Origin of the sequence: Enterococcus raffinosus (assembly GCF_001886185.1) — a bacterium.
GTDB lineage: Bacteria > Bacillota > Bacilli > Lactobacillales > Enterococcaceae > Enterococcus_A > Enterococcus_A raffinosus.
Map to the genome: position 1 here is coordinate 128,988 of NZ_JXLA01000006.1, position 18,985 is coordinate 147,972.

Annotated in this window: 20 protein-coding genes and 2 pseudogenes; 2 read left to right on the forward strand and 20 right to left on the reverse strand. The window is 37.6% G+C overall.

Annotated features, from left to right (window positions below; genetic code table 11):
* Nucleotides 1-160: 160 nt before the first annotated feature.
* The 6 genes from asnB to pbp4 all read right to left on the reverse strand — a co-directional run bounded on the left by asnB (nucleotide 161) and on the right by pbp4 (nucleotide 7,947).
* A complete protein-coding gene (gene asnB / locus RV13_RS04845) occupies nucleotides 161-2,041 on the reverse strand; it encodes an asparagine synthase (glutamine-hydrolyzing) (protein ID WP_010744865.1) in 1,881 nt (626 codons plus the stop codon).
* A 230-nt stretch (nucleotides 2,042-2,271) separates the two neighbouring features.
* Nucleotides 2,272-3,303 (reverse strand): hypothetical protein, encoded by a 1,032-nt coding sequence (locus RV13_RS04850; RefSeq protein WP_010744866.1) that lies wholly within the window; start codon nucleotides 3,301-3,303, stop codon nucleotides 2,272-2,274.
* Nucleotides 3,303-4,151 (reverse strand): hypothetical protein, encoded by an 849-nt coding sequence (locus RV13_RS04855; RefSeq protein WP_010744867.1) that lies wholly within the window; start codon nucleotides 4,149-4,151, stop codon nucleotides 3,303-3,305. The genes RV13_RS04850 and RV13_RS04855 overlap by 1 nt, the downstream gene beginning before the upstream one ends.
* A gap of 216 nt (nucleotides 4,152-4,367) precedes the next feature.
* On the reverse strand, nucleotides 4,368-5,399 hold the full coding sequence (locus RV13_RS04860; RefSeq protein ID WP_010744868.1) for a DUF1002 domain-containing protein: 1,032 nt from the start codon (nucleotides 5,397-5,399) through the stop codon (nucleotides 4,368-4,370).
* Nucleotides 5,400-5,684: 285 nt separating this feature from the next.
* Nucleotides 5,685-5,867, reverse strand: coding sequence for a hypothetical protein (locus tag RV13_RS04865; RefSeq protein ID WP_010744869.1), 183 nt, complete (start codon nucleotides 5,865-5,867; stop codon nucleotides 5,685-5,687).
* 55 nt (nucleotides 5,868-5,922) lie between these two features.
* Nucleotides 5,923-7,947 (reverse strand): penicillin-binding protein PBP4(5), encoded by a 2,025-nt coding sequence (pbp4, locus tag RV13_RS04870; RefSeq protein WP_010744870.1) that lies wholly within the window; start codon nucleotides 7,945-7,947, stop codon nucleotides 5,923-5,925.
* Nucleotides 7,948-8,013: 66 nt separating this feature from the next.
* Here pbp4 and RV13_RS04875 point away from each other — a divergent pair, with 66 nt between their 5' ends.
* Nucleotides 8,014-8,556, forward strand: coding sequence for a guanylate kinase (locus RV13_RS04875; protein ID WP_010744871.1), 543 nt, complete (start codon nucleotides 8,014-8,016; stop codon nucleotides 8,554-8,556).
* On the opposite strand, the gene RV13_RS04880 is transcribed toward RV13_RS04875, so the two are convergent.
* The 6 genes from RV13_RS04880 to RV13_RS04905 form a co-directional block, all read right to left on the reverse strand.
* Nucleotides 8,536-9,195: a GNAT family N-acetyltransferase gene (locus RV13_RS04880; RefSeq protein WP_010744872.1), complete on the reverse strand. Its 660-nt coding sequence runs from the start codon at nucleotides 9,193-9,195 to the stop codon at nucleotides 8,536-8,538. The genes RV13_RS04875 and RV13_RS04880 overlap by 21 nt on opposite strands.
* Nucleotides 9,185-10,096 carry a sce7725 family protein gene (locus RV13_RS04885; protein WP_010744873.1) on the reverse strand — a complete coding sequence of 304 codons (912 nt, stop codon included), beginning with the start codon at nucleotides 10,094-10,096 and terminating at the stop codon, nucleotides 9,185-9,187. Before RV13_RS04885 ends, RV13_RS04880 begins: the two co-directional genes overlap by 11 nt.
* Before the next feature lie 4 nt (nucleotides 10,097-10,100).
* Nucleotides 10,101-10,787: a hypothetical protein gene (locus tag RV13_RS04890; protein WP_028020731.1), complete on the reverse strand. Its 687-nt coding sequence runs from the start codon at nucleotides 10,785-10,787 to the stop codon at nucleotides 10,101-10,103.
* 74 nt (nucleotides 10,788-10,861) lie between these two features.
* A complete protein-coding gene (locus tag RV13_RS04895) occupies nucleotides 10,862-12,187 on the reverse strand; it encodes a dihydrolipoyl dehydrogenase family protein (RefSeq protein WP_028020732.1) in 1,326 nt (441 codons plus the stop codon).
* Nucleotides 12,188-12,189: 2 nt separating this feature from the next.
* Nucleotides 12,190-13,143 carry an ABC transporter ATP-binding protein gene (locus RV13_RS04900; protein ID WP_010744876.1) on the reverse strand — a complete coding sequence of 318 codons (954 nt, stop codon included), beginning with the start codon at nucleotides 13,141-13,143 and terminating at the stop codon, nucleotides 12,190-12,192.
* A complete protein-coding gene (locus RV13_RS04905) occupies nucleotides 13,144-14,679 on the reverse strand; it encodes an ABC transporter permease/substrate-binding protein (protein ID WP_010744877.1) in 1,536 nt (511 codons plus the stop codon).
* A gap of 125 nt (nucleotides 14,680-14,804) precedes the next feature.
* Between RV13_RS04905 and RV13_RS04910 the strand changes: the two genes are divergently transcribed.
* Nucleotides 14,805-15,371, forward strand: coding sequence for a hypothetical protein (locus tag RV13_RS04910; RefSeq protein ID WP_010744878.1), 567 nt, complete (start codon nucleotides 14,805-14,807; stop codon nucleotides 15,369-15,371).
* A gap of 39 nt (nucleotides 15,372-15,410) precedes the next feature.
* On the opposite strand, the gene RV13_RS04915 is transcribed toward RV13_RS04910, so the two are convergent.
* From RV13_RS04915 to RV13_RS21125, 8 genes and pseudogenes are all read right to left on the reverse strand, one after another.
* Nucleotides 15,411-15,710, reverse strand: coding sequence for a YciI family protein (locus tag RV13_RS04915; protein WP_010744879.1), 300 nt, complete (start codon nucleotides 15,708-15,710; stop codon nucleotides 15,411-15,413).
* A 16-nt stretch (nucleotides 15,711-15,726) separates the two neighbouring features.
* Complete coding sequence (locus RV13_RS04920) at nucleotides 15,727-16,026, reverse strand: YciI family protein (RefSeq protein ID WP_010744880.1); 300 nt, start codon at nucleotides 16,024-16,026, stop codon at nucleotides 15,727-15,729.
* A 10-nt stretch (nucleotides 16,027-16,036) separates the two neighbouring features.
* Entirely contained in the window at nucleotides 16,037-16,942 is a 906-nt protein-coding gene (locus RV13_RS04925; protein WP_010744881.1) for a helix-turn-helix transcriptional regulator, read from the reverse strand.
* Between the two features lie 109 nt (nucleotides 16,943-17,051).
* Nucleotides 17,052-17,261 carry a hypothetical protein gene (locus RV13_RS04930; protein ID WP_010744882.1) on the reverse strand — a complete coding sequence of 70 codons (210 nt, stop codon included), beginning with the start codon at nucleotides 17,259-17,261 and terminating at the stop codon, nucleotides 17,052-17,054.
* Between the two features lie 187 nt (nucleotides 17,262-17,448).
* Nucleotides 17,449-17,808: a DUF1304 domain-containing protein gene (locus RV13_RS04935; protein WP_010744883.1), complete on the reverse strand. Its 360-nt coding sequence runs from the start codon at nucleotides 17,806-17,808 to the stop codon at nucleotides 17,449-17,451.
* Nucleotides 17,809-17,810: 2 nt separating this feature from the next.
* Nucleotides 17,811-18,097: pseudogene (locus RV13_RS04940) on the reverse strand (putative quinol monooxygenase).
* 16 nt (nucleotides 18,098-18,113) lie between these two features.
* Nucleotides 18,114-18,752 carry a nitroreductase family protein gene (locus tag RV13_RS04945; RefSeq protein WP_010744886.1) on the reverse strand — a complete coding sequence of 213 codons (639 nt, stop codon included), beginning with the start codon at nucleotides 18,750-18,752 and terminating at the stop codon, nucleotides 18,114-18,116.
* 14 nt (nucleotides 18,753-18,766) lie between these two features.
* Nucleotides 18,767-18,985, reverse strand: a pseudogene (locus RV13_RS21125) (hypothetical protein); the annotation flags it as partial.

Here is an 18,985-nt window from a genome sequence, read left to right on the forward strand (position 1 = left end):
ATTTGGCATGCGAAATAAACCTGCATAAACAGTTCTTTTTCGCTATCAAGTTACTCCAAATTAAATAACTACACTCACCAAGACACCTCATAAATTTTGTTAAGTTTTCTTATTAAAAGAATAACGTGTCAATGAACATTTGTCAAATCCGATAAATACTTTATGCGATTTCAGCAGGTACTGGTTTTACCCCATCATTAATAAAATACACTTGGTACCAAGTTAAGAAAGTATAAATCGTCCAGATCTTGCGACGACCATCCACTGTTCCAGCAAAATTATCGTCAAGTAATTTTACGATCTTTTCTTGATCAAAGAATTCTTTGACAAAATCTTGTGTAAATACGTCGCGAACAAGCTGATAGAACTTCTCTTCTCGCAACCAGTCTTTGATCGGAACTGGGAAGCCTAATTTTTCACGATTGTACCATTCTTCTGGCAAATGACGAGCGGCTGCTTGTCGAAATGCAAACTTTGTATTTTCGGCATTAATCAGATATTTTGTTGGTACAATTTCAGAGACTTTCATCATTTCTTTATCTAATAGCGGTACACGAACTTCCAATGAATTGGCCATCGCCAATTTATCAGCCTTCAATAAAATATCTTTTGGCATCCATTGGTGCATATCCAAATATTGCATTTTTTTGATTTCAGACATGTCTTGAACTTTTTCATAATGAACATCCACAATTTCTTTAATGGATGGGCTCTGTTTATATTCAGGCTGTAGATAATCCACTGCTTCGTCTTCTTCAAAGACTTTCGCTTGCCCAATAAAGAATTCTTCAGCTGGCGCAAGTGAAGTGTACAAGTGCAAAGCACCCTTGAATGTTTTTCCTTTTAACCCTTTAGCAATAGAATAGCGCATATTTTTCGGCAGTTTTTTCAAGCCTTCAGCAACAACTTTCACTACTTTTGATTTCGTGTTCATACCATACGCTTGATAACCAGCGAATAATTCGTCGGCACCTTCCCCGCTCAACGCGACACGCACATCACGACTAGCAAGCTCTGTTAAGAAATATAATGGAACACATGAAGGGTTAGAATCCGGTTCATCCAAATGATACTGAATTAATGGGAAATATTCGAAGGCCTCGTCTCCAGTTACTACACGAGAAGTATTGTTAAGATCGATTAAATCGGCTAATTTCTTCGCTTCAATAGATTCATTGTAAGACTTATCACCAAAACCAATAGAATATGAATGTTCTGGACGTAATACAGCCGTTACGTAGCTTGAGTCGACACCAGAAGATAAGAAGGAACCAACCTCAACATCTGCGATCCGGTGAGCTTCTACGGATTTCACAACAGTGTCATCAATGAGATCAACGGTTTCTTCCAATGTCATATTCGTTTCCTGTTCTTTCACATCCCAATATTGCTGAATGTCTAACTGACCATCTTTATAAGTAAAATAATGCCCTTCTTTGATGCGGTAAACATTTTTAAAAAACGTTTCATCTAATGCTGAATATTGGAAGGTCATATAAGGTTTTAAGGCTTCTTTATTTAACTCTTTGACAAAATTTGGGTGTTGCAAAAAGCTTTTTATTTCTGAACCGTACATGAAAGTGCCATTCATCATTGTGTAATAAAGTGGTTTGATCCCGAAATGATCCCGTGCACCAAACAACTCTTGTTTCTTTGTATCCCATATAACAAAAGCAAACATTCCGCGGATTTTTTGCAGTAGATCAATCCCATATTCTTCATACCCGTGCAACAACACTTCAGTATCGGCATGAGTTGTAAAAATATGCCCCTTGGCAATCAAATCCTCGCGAATACTTTGATAATTATAAATTTCTCCATTAAAGGTAATGATTTTTGTTCCATCTTCGTTTTTGATAGGCTGTGTACCGCCCTCAAGGTCAATGATGCTTAATCGACGAAATCCTAAAGCAGCACCTTCGTCGATGAATTGCCCCGCGCTGTTTGGTCCACGGTGAACAATCGTATCCATCATATTTTTAACAATTTGTTCTTTTTGCGTTGTATTTGAACGATCAATAAATCCTACAATTCCACACACAATCTCTACCCTCTTTCAAACATGGTAAACTGATACTCTTTCATATCAACTTTCAAAGTATATCATAGGATTTAAGGACTTTCACGAACGAACGTGATTTCCTATAAAAAAAGGCAAAAAAATTAATTTTTTCCAAAGAGATTGTTCCTTATGAATTGTTATCCAATCAATAGAATAGCAAAAAGTGTTGCACCAAAATAATATTTGGTGCAACACTCGTTGTTTCATTCTTATTCGTCAGTAATTGTTAATGGAACTAAGAATGGATAGCTTCCAAAGAATTCAATCAATGATTTGTTTTTACGATCAGTATTTAGTTTCAAGCTACTAGTCTGTTCTTCAATATTTTGATTAATGGTAACCGTTTGTTTCCCGTCTAAAGCAACTACGTAGCTATTTTCATCTAACTTCTTGAAATCATAATTTTCATTATCCATTGTCGTGATAAAGATTTTGTCCAGTACCTCTACCGGAGTTTTATGATGAAGATCCACGGATAAGTCTAATGGTTGACTGTTGTCTAAAAGATTTTCATCGAAGTCAAAGCCTAAATCTTTCATATGAGCCATCACATCATTCATTTCCCGACTAAACATTGAATTTTGTCCGCTCGTGTAAATATGTTTGTTGTAGCAATCTTTCAGTAAGGTTAATACTGCATCGTCCAAAATCGTGGCTTTCATCGTCTCAGGATAAACTTCCATCAATTTTATTTTTTCACTGCGGAATTTTCCATCAGAGGTTGGCATCATAAAACTAAAATTAATTTCATTTGTACTAGTTAATCGATAAGAAAGATTGAAATGCTTGCTCTCCCAAGTCGAAAACTCGTTGGTTGAAAGATGCAGATCATGATTTTGTAATGGCTTAATTAATTCGAAGGTGAAATATTCTAAAAGCGCACCTTTGGCAATAGCAGAGGCAGTCATTTCAGCTGTTATAAAAATCTTCTTAAAGTAATCCAATAAGGTCGGGAAATCAGATTCCATTAATACTTTTCGAAATTTAAGATCAGCAATTTCTTTTTCTGCGTCTGCAATTAAATTTAATAAATCTTGATAATTTTCTTCTCGATTATCGTAATAATTTAGAGAAGTTCCACTGACAGGTTTTGATTGAGGAACAGTCTTAAATTCTTCGTTTGAATCCTCCGCCGATTCATCCGGATGAAGAATTTCTTTTTCGCGGATATTTAAGCCAGGTTCTTCCGAATCGACTAAAGTATCATAGATTTGATTGAATTTGTTTTTTTCTTCAGTCATTATTCTGCCCCCCTATTTAAGAAATCTTTGATAAAAATCTCAAGTGCGGCATCCATTTCTTCCAAACCGCCGAAGCGTTTTTTAATCAAGCGTAATTCTTTCAATGCAATGGCTTGCTCTAATGACAAATTATTTATCCGATTGGCCAGTTCAATTTTTTGAGATTCCCCAGATAATTGATCACCGACAAATGGTGTCCATTGGCTCCGTTGTTTTTTTAACTCACTCAATTTTTCATCGATGACTTCGATTTCATCTTCGACTTTCTTACGGTTCATAAAACTCTTGGTTTCTTCTAATTCAGCCTTAAGTTTCTCCTGATGAGCAATTTTCCCGTTAAGCTCCCGTAATTCAGATTGTGCAGCAATTGTTTTAGCATCAAAATCATCCTGTTGATTCTGCAATTCTGATAACTGCTCTTTATATCCGCCTTTTTCAGCTTTTTCCCATTGCTCGCGGATTTCAGGTAATATTTTTATAGTCGGTTGCGTCGCGTCAACCTGTAAGACCGCTCGGTCACGATAGTAACTGCCGATCTGATAATTGATCAAAATTGGGGAAACCACATCACGCATGATCATAAATGGGAACGTCCTCTGTATTTCTTGATCCAACTTACTAGTCAAGAAATTATCAATTTCATGATTTGCGTTACTGGATTGTTGGATTGAGGCAGGCAATTCATTCCAGTAAATTTGATAAACATCGCCCATTCGCTCTGCTTTCATTGCCTCTTCTAATCGTCTGATCTGCCCCATCAACCCACCTAACACATCGGAAGCAGATTCTTTCACTGAATCAAACGAGGTTTCAGTTTGAAGTTCTTCCTGTTTTTCTGGAGTCTCCATCTAAGACCCTCCTTTATTTTTTTGATTAATTATATAATAAATATTACCATAATTATTCTTGATCCAAGTCAAACGTGTAAATATTCTAAATTTTCCCGCCAGAATTGGAACCCACTTCTCTATTTTACCCTAGCAAGGCCGTAATGATAAGCATAAACTTTTAGAGAAAGAAAAAAAGATTGTGCCAATCTAAAAAAAATGACACAATCTTTTTAACTATTTTGTTAATCCACTAAAGAAATCTTTGATTTGTTGCCATAAATTTGAGAAAAATCCTTGGTTATCTTCTAATGTTCCTTTAAGAGAATCTCCAAATTTTCCTAATTGATCAGAAACTTTATTGACAGTTCCTTTGAAATCATTACTTATTTTATCTAATTGTTCAATGGATTCTTTGTCCAAGACACCGTCTGTCGTTTGATATTTTTCTGCTAAAGCAACCAATTTGTTGATGTCATCCTTCGTCACATATTGAGAGAGATTATTCTTAGCCAATGCATCATTAACAATTTTCTCAACATCTTCTTTCGTAGCTAACTCCCCTTGCTTCTCCTTAAGCTCTGCTAACTCTTTTTTTATGTCTACAAGGGTTTGATTCAATTGTGCTTTATAAGCTTCATCAGCTTTTTCTTTTTCACTATCAGATAAGTTTTGGTTTTGGCTCTGTTCATTTGCCTTATTTACTACAGATTGCGAAACATCTGACGTAGTATCTAACTCCGTTTGTGCTAACTGCGCACGTTCAGGATTTACAGTCTCGCCATTGGATTCAAACGCTTTATAAACCCCTGTCAATGCGCTCTCACCAGTCACCTTCACGACACTAGCAACTTTCACCGTTGCATCAGTGATTCCTGCTGTAACTAGTGGGTTTTTATACTGATCTGCAGTAATTTGGGTAATATTCTGTGGTGTTAATATATCAACATTGATTCCTTTTCCTGGGTCTTCACGATTAACAACTACAGAACTTAACATAACACTGTCGTCACCGCTGCCATAGCCCAGATATTTCACTAAATCTGCTCCAGTTGCCGTTTCCATTTTGACGCTTTCTTGATTGATGCCCAATTTATCCATTGTTTCATTTAATTGCTGTTGATTTAAGCCGGCTCCAGCTACAAAGGTTGGTTTTCCCCAACGTTCATTGATTGCACTGTCTTCCGCATGAGCCTTTTCCTGACCAATCAGTCCCGCTCCTAAAGATAGACCTAAACCTGCTAGTAGAATATATTTATGAAGTTTCATTTTACTGCCTCCTGTAACTTGATATTCATATTCTAGCTGATTTTGTTCATTTTCCTTAGTCAGAACCCTTCTCTTTAAACAATTATTTACTAAGTCAAGAATCTCTTAACTATTTTTTCAGTCTCCAGTAGGAGGAAAAACCTATTATTCTATGCCTTATCATTGCTTAATGTTTCCCCCATTTATAAAGAGCTCATTCATTGATATCAATGATAAAAAGTCTACGATAGCTGTTCCAACATAAAAACACATCTCAGTTCCATTTACTGAGATGTGTTTCAAGAATTATTTTTCTTTTGTTGTAAAATGAATCTTATCTTGGTCATCACGTTCCAAGTAAGTCGTTTCTTTTAAATAGTTGAAATGTAATTCTTTGATGCTGGAATCTTCCAGCATTTTTTCGTAGCCTTCAAAAATTGCCCGAATATACTGCTTATAAGCTTGTTTTTTTCGTTGTCGCTTGTTCATAAGACACCGTCCTTCTTGGTTATCTTACCAAGCATCCGCTTTTCAGACAAGTATTTTATTGATAGGTTTGATTCAAATACGTCAACAAGTCTTTCGATAAATCCGTGGCAGAAGTTCCTTCCGGTTTGTTTTCCAAAAATTCCACAACGGAATAATTTTGTTTTTCTGCATCGAAAGCATATAAGAAGCTGTTTTCTTGTCCTTTTTCGTCTTGTTTTTGTTTAATCTCAGCGGTCCCAGTCTTAGCCGCTAGTGGAATGTTTAATGCTGCTAAACTATGAGCGGTCCCATTCTCATCGCTTACAACCGCCTGCATATCATTGGTAATCGTTTCTGCTGAGCTGGCTCTGATAACATCTTTGGTGTCCTTCGTTTCTTTGTCTGCGATCAATTTAGGATAAACCATTGTGCCTTTGTTTGGGAATACCGAGTAAGCAGTGATTTGTTGAATTGGATTTAGCAATAACTGCCCTTGTCCATATCCAGTATCTGCCAACAGGATTTCAGAGTCAAAGCTGTCTTTACTTGAGATTTGAGCCTTCTCCATAGCAATTGGTAAATCTAAATCTTTGCCAAAAACAAATTTGTTCAAGCCAGCGCGAAACGTCTTTTCCCCCATTTTCAACGTTTCCTGTGCCATATAGATATTATCTGAGTAAACGAGTGCTGTTTTCAAATTGACTGGACTTACATCAGACACACGTGTTACTTGATAAGAACCCCAAGAACTATCTTTCTGCCATTTCAGACCGTTAATAGCTAATTCTTCGTTGGGATTCAACGTTCCGGCATCCAGACCAATTGCTGCAGTAATTGTTTTAAAGGTTGAGCCTGGTGCGTAGCCTGTAGCAAAGCGACTCATGAATGGTTGATTCTTGTCATTACTGTAAGCGTCATAATCCTCCTGACTAATTCCATTTGTCATCTTATTAGGATCAAAACTTGGGGAACTGGCAGCTACCAGCAAATCACCTGTCTTTGGAGCCATTACGACACTCGAGCCTGCTTGACCATTTAAACCATTATACGCAATTTGCTGCGCTCTGCTATCAATGGTCAATTTAACGTTCTCACCATCTTTTTTATCAATGCTTTGCAATACTTTTTTTTCATTTCCTTTGCTATCCATAATAACAAGTGACCCGCCATCTTTTCCACGTAGCTGTTTGTCCAATGCCATTTCTAAGCCACTGCGACCTATCAAACTATCGCTTGCTAAGTCATCGTTCTTTTTCATATCTTCTGCGGTTACTTTTCCGACATAACCAATTAATTGTGCAGCCGCTTCTTTTAGCGGATAAGTCCGTCCCGTTGTCTCTTTTACTTCCAAACCATCAGGAGCTTCTTTAGGAGCATCTGCGCTAGTCTTTAACGGCACAAAGAAGTCCTCTTGGACCCAACCTTGTGATAAAGCAGTATTAATATCATCCGCAGTGATATCTAAGCTTTTAGCAATCACCTCGATTTTAGCCGTGCGATCCTCACCCGTACCTAGATTTTTAGGAACGACACCTACCTGATAGACCGTTCCGTTAGTTGCGAGTCCTTGACCATTGCGATCTAAAATCTCACCACGAGTCGCTGGATCAACAGAATAGTTAATCTTGTCTTTTCCTGACATACCAGGAAAAATCAAATTAGGTTTCCAGTTTATTTCTTTACCATCATCGGTTAGTGTTCCCGTATATTTTTGCTTCTTTAGCTGACCGAAGCCAGTGTTCACTGACAACTGATAGGAAAATTGATAACCGGAGCCTTTTTTATCTATTGTTAAATCAGACATTTTTATATTTGATGCACTGATCCCTGTAAAAATTGATTGATATTTCTCAGCAACTGATTTTGTTGAATAGCCGCTTTTTTTTACAGAATCAGCATTCAAATTCTTTGTCATATCTTGATAGTTGCCTTTTTGTAAATCTTTAACAAACGATTGGACCGTTTTCTCCCCTTGTTTTTTTTCTTGATTTGCCTGATAGGTTCTCACTCCAAAAAATCCCGCAATGAGCAAAATGATAACGCCCACAGCAATCATCGGTAATTTACTGCTTTTTTTCATATTCCGTGTACTTCTTTCCATAAGAAGATTCCTCCCTAGCATCTTTCATCCTCTTTCTTTATACTATAAAAAAGGACGTGTGAACTTATGAATCATTGTTACTTATTTATCGGTCCTAGTGGATCCGGAAAAACTAGTTTAGCTGAAAAAGCCTTCGCCCTTGAACAAAAGGTAATCTCTTATACAACGCGTATGCCTCGTAGCGGCGAAGAAGAGGGACGAGATTACTATTTTGTGTCAAAAAAAATATTTAAACAAATGATAGTAAACGATCGATTCGCTGAATACGATGTGTATGATGAACATTTTTACGGTATTGCGAAAGACACGTTGCGTGAAGCATTAGAAGCGGGCGATTGCTATGATCCTATCACTACGACCGGCTTCATCAACTTACATCGGCTCTTTGGTGATCAGATGGTTCCTATCTGGATCAATATCTCAAAGGAAACTATGATCGCACGTCTTGAAAAACGTGCATCTGCTGAAGATTTAGAACGTCGTCTAGCTATTTTTCAAGAGGATCAAAAAAGTTTAGAGCGTTTAAAAAAGTTCCCAAATCTGATTGAGATTGATGGCGAAGCCTCTTTAAATGAAATGCTTTTTCAATTACGTCAAGCGTTGGCGTAATTGAAAAGCTTTGCGCTCACCATGCTCAAAAGGGAAATGTATCATGCCTCGATAGGTAAAACCACTTTTTTCAATCAATCTTAGCATTGGCTGATTCGCAGGATATGTATCTATACGGATATCGTCATACCCTAGCACTTGAGATTGTTTAATTGCCAAGTTTAATAAGCTTTTCCCTAGACCGATTCCGCGATGCTTCTGACTGATCGCCACATGGTGCAATGAAATATATGGGCCTTCTCCTTGCCACGTTCCTTCAATAGCCTCATAAACAGGATCCGTCTCCGCGATCAAAGCAATCGTTCCGACGATCTCCTCTTCTAAAGTTAGCACATAGCTGGCCTTTTTTCGGATATCCTCGCGAATGACAGTTTCATGTGGTTCATGACCATTCTGCCACTGTGGTGAGCCTTGTTTCTTTAAGTATTCCTTCGCCTCATTGATGATAACGCCTATCGCCGGTATATCTGCTAATGTACTTGGACGAAAGACAAATTTCGCTTCCTCTAACTCAGTCGTTCGGGCCTCCTCCCCAAACGAGAGAATCGCATCAGCATCTTTTTTTCCAATAATACCGCCTAAAAGTTCCCCCATTTGTTTGGCCTGTCTGACGATAAAATCCTCATCTTCATATCCCATTTTTCTTCCATCCTCTCCGCCAATGATCGCCCTGTTCCAAGAAAGCACCAATTAATTCAAGATGATGTGCCAACGACCATTTTTTTATCGTTCCTAAACCCGGGAATTTTTGGGTTTTCCGGTAATGTAATAACTCTTCTAAACCAAGTGTTAACAATAGTTGATCTTGATTTCTCGAATACCAGCTAGCTAGTTTGTCCAATGCTTCAAAAAATTTCCCGCTTTGATCTTGTGCATTCTCATTAGTATCAGACACAAAATGCTTCACTCTTAAATTAAGATACGCATCAAAATAGGTAATGTGTAGTGCAATTGCACGACTTGGACCGCCCTTATCAAAATAACGACTACCTTCGATCGTGTAGTCACTAAAACCTACTGAATCGGACCCAATAAAAAGGTGTTCATCGCTATAGAAATCATCTACTTTTTCGCTATAATTAGCAACATTTTTTTTCGTTTGAAATGCTTCTCTGAGTAAAATTTTATTTGGTACATCTAAAACTCTAAACCTTCCCTGATCTGGAATAACGGTTAAATCCTTTGATTTTATCATAAATTGATCGTTTTTCCTGGGTGAATGTTCATTGAATAAATGGAGAGTTGCTTCAAACGAATTGTCCTTTGTAACAATTTCAGCTTTTTTTACACTGCTTTCTTTCTTCAATGACCATTCAAAACGCTTCTCTTCAAAAAGTCTCGCCGTTCCAACCTGAGGATTCATAATTAAATAACAAATAATATCTTTTTTATCAAACAATTCGATGGTTTTCTTTAAAGTGGCTGAATCACGAACCGGCTCAATAATCGGTCGAATCCTTTTTGACCACCGTTCTTCCTTAATTAAAGTAGTGACCGCTAACAAATCAAACTGTTTTCCTCTTAAATAGGGATAATACATTTAATCACTCCAGTGGCTCAGTTGGCCGTCGCCGCACCTGTCTCTGCTGACGTAAAAATTCATAATCTTGTTCTAGGGCGCGAAGCTCTTCTTCTAAACTATCAATTCGTGCCGTCTGCACGTCATCAATAAATCGCTGATAATAATTCTTCTCGTGCAGACTATCCTTATCGTCTAGTCTTCGTTTAAGCTCTTTGTAAAGCTGTTCTGTCGAGAAAAAACTTGTTCCATATGACATTCGTTTCGCTTTCTGCACCTCTCTAAACAGCGAAGCCATAAAACGTTGCGTTAAAGCAAGTTCCTCTACTAGGAGTTCTCTTCTTAACGGCTTCTTCGCTACAAAAAAAGTGCCATCTGCTGGTAAATCCTCCGTTTCCAAATAAGGTCGGTAAACTAAAACACCAATGTCATTCGGAATATCCTCCTGTACTTTTTTATAAAGCTCATCTGTTAATACGAAATAATTGTAATGACCAATAAAGGAAAGCTTTGCCTTTGAGTAAAAATCAGCTTTCGTTACTTTAAGCTCGTAACAACGCCATTCTGTACTACTCGGTTTGAAGAAACAGGCCAATGTATCAACGATTCCTTGATCTTCTGGCATGGTTACCTCTTCCACAACAATTCCGCCGAGTTCAATACAATAGTAATATAATGCTTTTTCAATTTCTTGTGTCAATGTCGTTTTCATAATCTCACCATGGGAACGTATTTTCGTAAACTTTAGCATATCTATGTAAAAAAAAACAGAGGTTGCCCTCTGTTTTAAATAAAATATGAAAGATCACTGGCAGGACTGGGATAGGCGAAAATGTACCTTTCAATTTCTTCATGTGTCATTTTTTTCATCAACACGATCAAAAGATAATTAATAACCTCATCGGCAAGTTGGCTCAAGCAACTTATAGAAACAATTCTGTTTTTCTCATCGTAAACAAACTTAATTTTTGCACCTTGGTCATTGATTCGATGATACGTATACCAGCTTGATAAATCTGTTGTTTCTGAATGATAGTTTTCTGCATGGTCCGCAAGTTCTCTTTCACTCAAACCTATTCGAGCTAATCGCTGATCGCCAAAAACGATGGTTGGGATCAATGGATAGTCGATTGCCTTAGTCTCTCCATTCATTGCTTTCGCCACATAAGCTGCTTCGAAACCCGCCACAGGTGTAAGCTTCGGTTGGCTTTTTGTAATTACATCCCCACAGGCAAAAATATGCTGCTGTGTCGTACGCAAATGGTCATCAACTTTAATTCCTCTTTTATCGTACGATACACCTGCATTCTCCAGATTTAATCCTTCAACATTTGGATTTCGTCCGGTCGCACCAATAACCATATCTGCGACTAACTCAAAGTTTTCTCCAGTAACGCGATAGTTGGGATGCAGTAACTCAATAGCCTTTGTATTCACATTAAAGTGAAAGTTAATGCCGGCTTGTTTTAAATGTTCAACTAAGTCATTAACAAGTTCGACATCAAATTCTTTTAAAGGTCGATCATTATGATGGATGATATGAACCTCAGAACCTGCGGCATTTGCGATAACTGCTAATTCAAAGGCGATATATCCAGCACCAATAAAGACAATTTTTTCAGGTAAGTGGTCTAAAGAAAGAAAATCGGTACTGCTTTGTAAAAACTCCTGTCCTTCAATCGGTAACACCGCTGGTCGTTGCCCTGTCGCAATCAAAAATTGCTCAGCTGTCAACGTTTGATCATCAACAACGATTTGTGTTTTGTTTATAAAGCTCGCTTGTCCTTGGTAACGATCTATTTCTGCAGCATCCAACCCATTCTTGGTATTTTGTGGGACGGTATCCGTATAGCTTTTCTTAAAGGCCATCAAATCTTCCCATACGATTTTCGGTGTTTCTTCAAAGCCGTTTCCGATCATTGTTTCAATCCGTTTTTGTGCCTCTACACCACTCATAAGCATCTTCTTAGGGTCACAGCCACGGTTCGGGCACGTTCCACCCCATAAATCTGATTCAATAATCGCTGTTGTTTTTCCTTGTTCCTTCAAGGCATACGCCGCAGCATTTCCCGCTGGGCCACTGCCAATCACGATTGCATCATATTTTTTCATCATTATCCCTCCTGACTTAAAAAGCGGAAAACGTCACTTCGCTCGATGATACCAAGGATTTTTTTATCATGTTTAAGCATAAAGGATTCTTCTTCAGCCAATAAATCAAAAACCTCACTTAAGCTTGTATCCAGATCCAAGGTAGTTAGATTAGATGGATTAGTTGCCATTTTTTGATAAAAGCCGCCATTATATAATGTTTCTAATGTTTGCGTATAGACTTCATCCGTCGTTTCGTCAAAAAATTCTTCAACGAAATGATTGGCCGGATGCCTTTGGATTTCTTCAGGCGTATCGCATTGAATCAGCTTTCCTTCGTGCATGACCGCAATACGACTACCGATCTTCATAGCTTCTTTCATGTTATGTGTGACAAAAATGACAGTATTCCCTAGTTTTTGGTGCAGTGCTAAGACGAGGTCTTGTAGACTCGCACGTGAAATCGGATCAAGAGCGCTGAATGGTTCGTCCATTAGAACGATATCTGGCTCAGAGGCTAAAGCACGAATAATTCCGATTCGTTGCTGCTGCCCACCGGATAATTCACTTGGCATCCGATTCCTGAATAACTCGGGGTCCATATCGACCTCTTTTAATAGCTCATCCACACGATTGTTTCGACGTTCTTTATCCCAACCAAGCATGTCAGGAATTACTTCGATATTCTCTTTGACGCTCATTGTTGGAAAAAGAGCAATTTGCTGCAGAACATAGCCGATTTGCCAGCGTAATTTCTGAATATTATAATCTTTAATTCGCTTTTCCTTAAAATAAAGGTTGCCGTCTGTTGGTTCGATTAACCCGTTGATCATTTTTAAAGACGTCGTTTTCCCACTGCCTGAAGGGCCAACTAAAACAAAAATTTCACCTTTTTTTACAGAAAGGTTTAAATCTTTTAAGACAACATTGCCTTCAAATTCCTTACTCACATTTTTAAATTCAATAATTGATTCCATCTATTTCTCCTCCCCAATGATTTTCTCTTTCACTAAGAAGTCATGAGCGACTTTAGCTGGTTGCTCTTTTTTAACATTAACCAAATAATTCATTTCAATCATTTGATCTTCGGTAATCTTACCAGCTAAACGATTCAGTGCTTTAACAACTTTTGGATGCTTCTCCGCAAATTCTTTTTTCATTAAAGGTGCCCCTTGATAAGGAGGGAAAAGATGCTGATCGTCTTCCAAAGTCATCAAATCATACTGCTTAATCTCACTATCCGTAGAGTAGGCATCAATCACATCAACGTCGCCTGTGTTAATTGCTTGGTATCGTAATGCTGGCTCCATGCTCTGGACAGAGCTTAGCTTTACTCCATATTTGTCTTGGATTCCACGATAACCATCTTGACGATCAATAAATTCTAAAGTAAATCCAGCTTTTAATTGATCTTGTTGTGCCTGAAGTTGAGAAATTTTTGTGATCCCGCGTTTCTCGGCTTCGCTTTTCTTCATTGCCAAAGCATAGGTATTTTCATAATCCATTGGTTTTAACAGGCGCATATCAAATTGCGAATCTAATAATTTATTGGCTTCTGTATAAGTTTTCTCCGGTGTTAGATTATCTGGAGTATTTTTAGGAACCTCTACTAGACTCTCTAAAACTGTCCCAGTAAATTCAGGATAAATGTCAATTTGATCACTTTTCACAGCACTGAATAAGAAACTTGTTTTCCCGAAGTTTGGTTTCAATTCCACGTTAATGGAAGAGTCTTCATCTTTGATAACTTCCTTGTACATGTTAATCAAAATGTCCGGTTCTGAGCCTAGTTTCCCCGCAATCGTTACTGTTTCAGTTCCAATAGGATTATTCTGAGCAAAGAAAATCCCCCCGATACTTAAACAAATTACTCCTAAAGCAATCAGAGTTACTTTTCCGCTGCGATTTTGTAAAAAGCGAATCAGTGTGCTGAAGATAATAGCAAGCAAAGCGGAACTAATCGCACCAATCAAGGTTAGGTTTGGATCATTTCGATCAATCCCTAGTAGGATAAAAGTTCCCAGTCCTCCAGCACCAATCAACGCAGCTAAAGTCGCGGTACCGATAATCAAAACAAGAGCTGTGCGTACACCGGAAATAATTACAGGCATTGCCATTGGCAACTCCACGCGAATCAACTTACGCATCCGAGACATTCCAAAGGCGTCTGCTGCTTCTTCAATGGATGGGTCAATTTCCGAGAGCCCAATATAAGTATTTTGAAAAATGGGAAGCAAGGCGTAAACTACCAAGGCGATTAAAGCCGGTACCGTCCCGATACCCACGAAAGGAATTAGTAACCCCAACAGAGCGAGGGATGGAATCGTCTGTAAAATACTAGTTATCTGCAAAACGACTTCCGCCAATTTTTTTCGTTGACTCAATAGTATTGCTAAGGGAATTGCGATCACTATGGCAATTAATAAAGCACTCAAGGAAATTGCTAAATGTTCAAAGATTGCCGATAAAAGATCGTCTTTTCTTTCACTAAAAGTATTAATTAATTCATTCATAAAATATCCTTTCAAAATTATGACCTGTTCTCAGTATAACTTAATCAAAATAGTAGACAAAAAGATTGGCTTGGACAAAAGTAGTATAATGAGCAATGACTTACAGTAAAGAAAGCGGGAGAAAAATGAAATCCAATGATGAATTAAAAAAAATCCAAAGAAAAACACAAGAGAAAAACTATTCTTACTTGAATTCTTATCACTATAATTGGTTTAAAGCTATTGAACTGAACTTGTTAAACGGTGATGGCTTTACTAACTATTTCTTACGAATCAAACAAAATGAGCCGATAATCTTTGAAAAACTAGAGGGAAGCGTATTAGACGCAACAGTGGTCGCCTTTCAAAAAGGACTATCTGAAATAGATAGCTTTGTCTTAATTACGGCTGCTTGGGCCAATGGCTTCGTCCCTGAAAAATCCGAATCAGCGATGCAAGATTTGGACCGTTTCCTAACAAACTATACTGTCCAAAAAGAACCACTAATCGGGATTAATCAAATGAATGCAGATTTTAATCAGGTATTGATGCAGCATTTTCCTAAAGTTCGTCGTCAAGACTTGCGATTGATTTATCGGTTGCTTCTATTGAAAAGTGTCCCTTCAAACCGTGTTACCAAAGAATTAGAAGCCTTAAATGAACCTACCAAAAAAAGAACCATAGAAATGCTGACGCTTTTCCAATCATTCTAATAAAAAAGAAACGACTGCGAGAATGTCGTTTCTTTTTTATTACTTTTCGTGGGTGACCACTACATGCCATTGTTTTAACTCGTAGCGGTAAAGATCGTCTTGAAATACTGGATCGGCGTCAGAGATTGCTTTGGCTTCTGCTAGACTTTCTGCTTCAAAAATCACCATCGCTCCATCAATTTCCTCGGTTGACATATCCCCGAATACTCCCGCTGTTAAGTAGCGTTCTTTTGATAATCGCTTCAAATACTGTGCTGACTCCATGGCGACCTGCTCGCTAACCTCCTTTTCCCCATTTTTGTAATCGATCCGAACAAACAACATACTACCTTCATTCATATTATTAACTCCCTTTCTATAACAAATAGTTATTCTCTTTATTCGCAATGTGCAAACGATGTAACTCATAAGTAGCGTAGCCAGCAATAACTAGCGGCTCTTGTTTACAAATTTCTTCAGCTTCTTCATAGCTTTTTGCTTTAAGTAAAAACATTCCTGCCATACCTGGAAACCCTTTAAATGCACCAGCAAGCTCAATGTGCCCCTTAGTATCTAATTTACGGATGTTCTCAACATGTGCAACCACCCCTGCTTGGTTCAATTTACGATATTCCTTCGTCTTCTTAATCATCATGACGTATAACCATTCTTCCATTTTCTTCCTCCTAATCATATTTTTCGGCGATTTTCATTGCACGTTTTTTCAATTCTCGCTGGGCTTCTTTCGGTTCGAGAACTTCCATGTGAGAGCCATAAGAAAGCAGACGGTGGTATGTCCATTCATTCAATGGGTACTGGACGTTCACTAAAAAATTTCCATCTGCACACCGCTTAACCTGATGTTCGTTAAACTCATCAAATAAACGATGCGCCATTTCGGGAGAAAATTTCAACTTGAATGATGTAAATGTCATATTATTGGCAGATTCATCTAATGAATAAGTCTCGGACATTACTCGGTCGAAGGTTTCAGTCAAAACTTGTATTCTTTTCATACGCGACAAGCGAAAAACTCTAATTGCTTGATTCGTATGACAAAATCCAACCACATACCACGCATGAGATTTGAAAACCAATCGGAATGGTTCAACTCTTCTTTTAGATTGTTGCAACTCAGAGTTGAAATATTCAAAAGCCAAAACATACTTCATAGTGATGGCACGTCGTAATTCCGAAATCGTGATTTTTTCATCGTCGCTACTCCCCCAATAACTAAGATCAATCTCTAACCAATCTTCTGATAACGGCCGGTCAAATAATGCTCCGATTTTGTTCAGGGCCTCCTTGGCATCTGGATAATTTGATGCTTGAAGAATCTGTAGCCCTTGATACACTTGAACCTGTTCTTCCGCAGTTAAAAAGGACTTATTTAGGGCATATCCGTCCATCAGTGAAATGCCTCCGCCCGTTCCCTTTTTTGAAATAACAGGGATTCCCGATAACGTCAACGTATTCATATCCCGATAAATTGTTCGTGTCGAAACCTCGAAATAATCAGCTAACTCCCGTGCAGTCACCTGTTTGTGGCTGACAATGTAAAAAATCATCCTTACCAACCGTTCGATCTGCATAAATTTCCTTCCTTTCGAACATACTATAGCAATGGTAATGTGACAACAAGCTGTCCTATTAGATAAAGAAAAAAACAGAGAGAAAACATTTGTATGCTCTACCTCTGTTTTATGTCATTCTTGTAATTTCTCTTTCAATCAGTGCAAGAGACAGCCTTAGCGCCTTTACGCGCTCTTTTGATAAAGTGATTTGCGCCTTCATATTTCGTCCAGCTGATTGTTTTTCCTCTAGTGAAATAATTGCTTGTTCGATTTTGTGCAACGTTGAAGCTAAGGACTTCTTTGCTGCTAGGTAATCTTCTAATTGATAGTTTTCCATGCGCCCCACTCCTTTAGAACAAGTATATCAAAAAAGCTCTTTCAAAATTGAATGAACTTTACATTATTGAGTAATAATTACAAATTTTACTATCATATAGTGTCTCAACTGTGCTATGCTTATGGAGAATGATTTCCTAAACAAGCAAAAAGCACAGGAAATAGAGACCTATGCTTTTGACAAATAATTAAAAGAATGTTGTTACAAGAGCGATAATAGCTAATCCGCCTTGTGTTAAGATAATTTTTTTGTCACTTGTTAAACTACCATACAAAGCAACAAATATGATATAGATTAGGAATATTCGACTAATTTCAATCGGAGCATTAGAAAAAAACAAGCCATATAGCAAACCAAGTCCAAGTAGTCCATTGTAGATTCCTTGATTCTTAAATAAGGTATTTAAGGATTCTTCCTTCAATTTTTCTTTTGTCAGATTAAAAACTCTGCTAGTTGTATTTGACGTGGTAGCAAAGGTTTCTAAATACATAATATAGAAAAATTCTAATGCAACGAAAAGAATAAATATTTTTGAAATGATGGACAATGTTAGTCCTCCTTTTCTGTTACAGTTAATTCTGTTTTCTTTTCAGCGTACTCAGGCATGTTACCGAATAGTTTTATTAATAGCGGATTTTGGTTATGCTGTTCAACCGCTTCTTGATTTTGCCAATTCTCAATCATGGCAAATTGGTTTTTTTTTCAACTGACTCATATAGATCATATTTTAAGCAGCCTTCTTCTAACCGTGCAGAAGTTATTAAAGGGAAAATATCCGCTAAAAAGTCAGCTCTTTTATCATCATTAATGTAGAAAGTTGCTTGGATAATCTTCATTATTTAACCTCATTACTTATTTAAATTCTGTAATTTTTTCAGCAGGCAATCGAACAGACGTATATCCAGCTTCTTTCGCCTTACCGATAGACAAGATCATGACTGGTGTATATCGGTCTTTATTGAGCCCAAATGATTCAGCTAACTGGTCAGCTTCAAAGCCGCCGATTGGATTGGTTTCATACCCATGTGAACGTGCAATTAGCATAAACTGCATAGCAGCTAGACTGGAATCAATTTTTACTACATCATTCATTTGTTCTTTAGTGAAGCTCTTATAATAAGGAATAATCGCCGATAACTGTTGATCTCTTACTTCCACAGGCATCTTACCCTCTTCCACAGCCTGATCATAAATTTCTTCACCTAATTCGTAACACAACATATCCCCAAAAATCAGTATCATGGCTGATGAGGTATCATTTTGTTTAGTATTAAAACGAATCAATGGTTTCAATTTCTCTTTTTGCTCAACACTTTCAACTATCACAAAACGCCAAGGTTGCATGTTCACTGAAGAGGGTGCTGTAGTTGCTTCTTGAATCATTTCTAGCATCTCTTCGTGAGATATTTTAACCCTTTCGTCGTATACACGAACGGATTTTCTCCCAAATGTAATTTCAGAAAAATCATTATTTACTAGTTCTTTAGACATCGTTACTTCCTCTTTCAATTCACTAATTTTTTTAATAATTCAAGCAATGTTTGAGTTTCCCCCTCATCTAGGGGCAATATAACTCTTTTTTTTGAATGAGTATAATCTTGCTCACACGTTTCCAATGCTTTTGATGCTTCATCGGTAATCTTTACAAAAACTTCTCGATTATTGTCTTTGTTTCTTTCGCGAATGACATATTTTTTCGGCTCTTTGTCAAATAGGACTGATAG